The organism is Brevibacterium sp. AGC70 (assembly GCF_057334195.1).
In genome coordinates, this window is sequence record NZ_JBHFIH010000007.1 from 37,256 (window position 1) to 40,782 (window position 3,527).

A 3,527-nucleotide genomic window follows, 5' to 3' on the forward strand; every position below is an offset into this window, starting at 1 on the left:
CGTCGGGGCGGTTTAGCAGGTGCGGTCACTGATGGCGGCACAAAAGGCGACGGCTCGGACACCGCGAAGTATCCGAGCCGCCGCCTGCTCACTTCCGAGGGTCAGGGCCGCTGAGTGCCAAGCACTCTGCTTGCCAGCCCAAGCACTCTGCTTGCCAGCCCAGGCCCCCTGCTCACCTGCCCCGGCACCCAGCTGACCAGCCCCGGAACCCTGCTCACCAGATGGTGACGCGCTCTTCGGGTGCCAGGTACATTCCGTCGGATTCCTTGACGCCGTAGGTGTCGTGGAACGCGGTCATGTTCTTCACGACCTGGTTGCAGCGGAATTCCTCCGGTGCGTGGGGGTCGATGCTCAGCCGTCGCACGCGCTCCTCGGTGCGAATCTTCGCCCGCCAGGCCTTGGCCCAGGCTTCGAAGAACGTCGCGGCCTCATCGGAAGACGGCACCCGACCCAACTCCAGCTCAAGTGCCTTCCAGCCGATGGACAGCCCGCCCAGGTCGCCGATGTTCTCGCCCACGGTCAGTGCGCCGTTGACATGCTGTGATGATTCGAGGCCGGCCGGAACCAGGGCCTCGTACTGGGCGATGAGGGCGTTGGTGCGCTCCTCGAAGCGCTCCCGATCCTCGGCCGTCCACCAATCGACGAGGTTGCCGTCGCCGTCGTAGCGCGAACCCTGGTCATCGAAGCCGTGGCCGATCTCGTGGCCGATGACCGCGCCGATGGCACCGAAGTTCGCGGCCACATCACCGGCGGCGTCGAAGAACGGCGGCTGCAGAATCGCGGCTGGGAAGACGATCTCGTTCATCACCGGGTGGTAGTAGGCGTTGACGGTCTGCGGCGTCATCAGCCATTCGGTGCGGTCGATCTCCTTGCCGATGCGCTTGATCTGGCGCACGTGCTCCGCGCGGGAGCAGCGACGGACATTGCCGACCAGATCCGAGGAATCGATCGCGGCCGGGTATTCGCGCCACACCTCGGGGTAGCCGACCTTGGGTGTGAACTTCGAGAGCTTGACCAGGGCCTTCTGCTTCGTCTCCGCGCTCATCCAGTCGAGCTCGTTGATCGACTTGTCATAGGCCTTGATGAGCATCTCGACGAGGTGGTCGATCGCGTCCTTGGCAGCCGGTGGGAACTCCTGTGCGACGTAGAGCTTGCCCACAGCCTCGCCGAGGAGGCCCTGCACCAGTCCGACACCGCGTTTCCAGCGCTCCCTCAGAGCGGGGGTGCCCGAGAGGGTGCGGGCGTTGAAGTCGAAGTCCTCCTCGACGATCTCATCGGTCAGAAGCGAGGCCGTGTCCGAGAGGACGGAGAAGCGCAGCCAGGTCTTGATCGTCTCGATGTCGGTCTGCTCCCACACCTCGGCCAGGCCGGTGACGTAAGAGGGTTGGCCGACGACCAAGTAGGACAGCTCAGCGTCGACATCGGCGGCCAGCGTCGAGAACCAGGAGTCGAAGTCGAAGCCCGGGCCCAGTTCGCGCAGCTGCTCGAGGGTGAACTTGTTGTAGGTCTTCTCCGCATCACGGCAGGCCACGCGGTCCCAGTGGTGGCGGGCAAGGGCGGTCTCGAACGCCATCACCTTGGCAGCCACCTCGGTGTCGGAGATTCCGCTCTTGGCACCGATCTCGCCGAGGGCCGACATCTTCTTCACGTGCTCGACGAACTTCACGCGCACCTCGGCGTGGTCATCGTTGAAGTAGTAGTCCTCGTCGGGCAGGGAGATGCCGGCTTGAACGAGGTAGAGGGCGTAGATGTCGGAGTCCTTCGCATCGGCGGTGACGTAGCCGCCGATGACACCGCCGACGCCTTCGGTCTCGAGGCGGCCGAGCAGATTCGCCAACTCGGATTTGTCCTCGGCAGCGTCGATGGCGGCGAAGGAGGAATCGAGGGGAGTGACTCCGAGCGAGTTGATCCGGTCGAGATCCATGAACGAGGAAAACACGTCCGCGACCTTCTGGCCTTCGCTGCCCGGCTCCTGCGGGGCGTCGGAGACGGCGGTGATGATGTCGCGGACCTTGGTCTCCGCGGTGTCGAAGAGTTCGCGCATCGCGCCGTCGCCGGCACGGTCGTCGGGGATGATGAACGAGTCGATCCATTCGCCGTTGATGTGGCGGAACAGATCGTCCTGAGGGCGCGCCGAAGCGTTCGATGTAACAGATGTCATGGTGCAACAGTATCGTGATCAGTAGGGACAATGGTCAGGATTCTCCGGCGCGCATGCGCTGGTGGCCCACCGCAGCAGTGGGTGTCGGGTCGACGAGGAGGAACGTACAATGGCGGCATCCGTGGTGTTCGTGTGCACGGGCAATATCTGTCGTTTGGTCACAGCCGAACGCGTGCTCCAGAGCCACCTGGAACGAAGCGGCGCCGAGGCTGTTGTCGACTCGGCCGGCATCAGCGATGAGGAGGCCGGCAACCCCATCGACCCCACTCAGGCACGGGTACTGAAGACCGCCGGCTACCGCACCGAGAATCATGTCGCTCGCCAGATCACCTCCGAATGGTTGGCCGAACGTGACGTGGCGATCGCGATGACCCGCAGACACTACCGAGCCCTGCAGAACCTCGTTGCAGACCTCCCCGCCGAGGTGCGCCCGCAGCTGCGTATGCTGCGCGAATTCGATCCGCGGGTGGCTCAGGAGACGGCAGTCGATGCTCCCGCACCGGATGTTCCCGACCCGTGGGCGGGGCAATTAAAGGATTTCGAAGAAACTCTTGAGACAATAGAAGTGTCCGTGCCGGGACTCACGGACTATCTGCACTCTGTGGCCGAGCAGACTCGGTGATACTGAAGGTAATTGTTGAAGGAGAATACTGACATGACTCGAACCACGTGGTCCGCTCTCAAGCTCGGCTTCGCTGCCCTGCTGGTGGCTGCCTTGAGTGTTTTTGCTTTCGCCCCGGCCAGTGCTCATGACCAGCTCGTCTCGTCGAACCCTGAGGACGGAACGACGGTCGACCAGCAGCCTGAATGGATCGAGATGACGTTCTCCGGTGAAGTCCAGGAGGTCGGCTCCGAGGTCAAGGTCGTCATCGATGGTAAGAACGTCTCCGCAGGTGAACTCGCTGTCGACGGCAAGAAGCTCACCGTTGCACTGCCCGACAACCTCAAGCCCGGCGACTACAAGGTCACCTGGCGCGTGGTGTCATCGGACGGTCACCCGATCTCTGGTGACTTCGACTTCACAATCGCTGACGCCGAAGGTGCAGGCGGCTCTGTCGAACAGTCCTCACAGGCTGGACTCGGCGGCGGCGTCGTCGACGAACCGGGCAAGGACACCGAAGAGCGCGGCGAGATCGGCGAATCGACTGGAAGCGATTCCGGGATGTCGACCCCGATGATCGTTCTGCTCGGAGTCGGCGGTCTGGCGATCATCGTCATCGTCGTCCTCCTCATGCGCCGCAAGGCCCAGGGCCTGCCCGGCACCACCAATGATGATGACTCGGGAGACGGCCCGAAGAACGAGTGATGCTGATCTGACGCTGACATAAGAGATCAGCTCTGATGGTGGGGGCCCCGAGCGCAAGTG

The 3,527-nt window shown here is 63.5% G+C and carries 3 protein-coding genes; 2 read left to right on the top strand and 1 reads right to left on the bottom strand.

Going from position 1 to position 3,527, the window contains the following annotated elements; genetic code table 11:
• Positions 1 to 214: 214 nt before the first annotated feature.
• Positions 215 to 2,161 carry a M13 family metallopeptidase gene (locus tag ACE03M_RS05200; protein WP_485933030.1) on the bottom strand — a complete coding sequence of 649 codons (1,947 nt, stop codon included), beginning with the start codon at positions 2,159 to 2,161 and terminating at the stop codon, positions 215 to 217.
• Between the two features lie 109 nt (positions 2,162 to 2,270).
• Between ACE03M_RS05200 and ACE03M_RS05205 the strand changes: the two genes are divergently transcribed.
• Together ACE03M_RS05205 and ACE03M_RS05210 are read left to right on the top strand one after the other, a co-directional pair.
• Entirely contained in the window at positions 2,271 to 2,783 is a 513-nt protein-coding gene (locus ACE03M_RS05205) for a low molecular weight protein-tyrosine-phosphatase (RefSeq protein WP_485933031.1), read from the top strand.
• Positions 2,784 to 2,816: 33 nt separating this feature from the next.
• On the top strand, positions 2,817 to 3,467 hold the full coding sequence (locus tag ACE03M_RS05210) for a copper resistance CopC family protein (protein WP_143923141.1): 651 nt from the start codon (positions 2,817 to 2,819) through the stop codon (positions 3,465 to 3,467).
• Positions 3,468 to 3,527: the final 60 nt, after the last annotated feature.

What these genes read in the sequence shown, in the direction of transcription:
- ACE03M_RS05200 (WP_485933030.1), bottom strand. Translation starts at nt 2,161, where the DNA reads ATGACATCTGTTACATCGAACGCTTCGGCGCGCCCTCAGGACGATCTG.
- ACE03M_RS05205 (WP_485933031.1), top strand. Translation starts at nt 2,271, where the DNA reads ATGGCGGCATCCGTGGTGTTCGTGTGCACGGGCAATATCTGTCGTTTG.
- ACE03M_RS05210 (WP_143923141.1), top strand. Translation starts at nt 2,817, where the DNA reads ATGACTCGAACCACGTGGTCCGCTCTCAAGCTCGGCTTCGCTGCCCTG.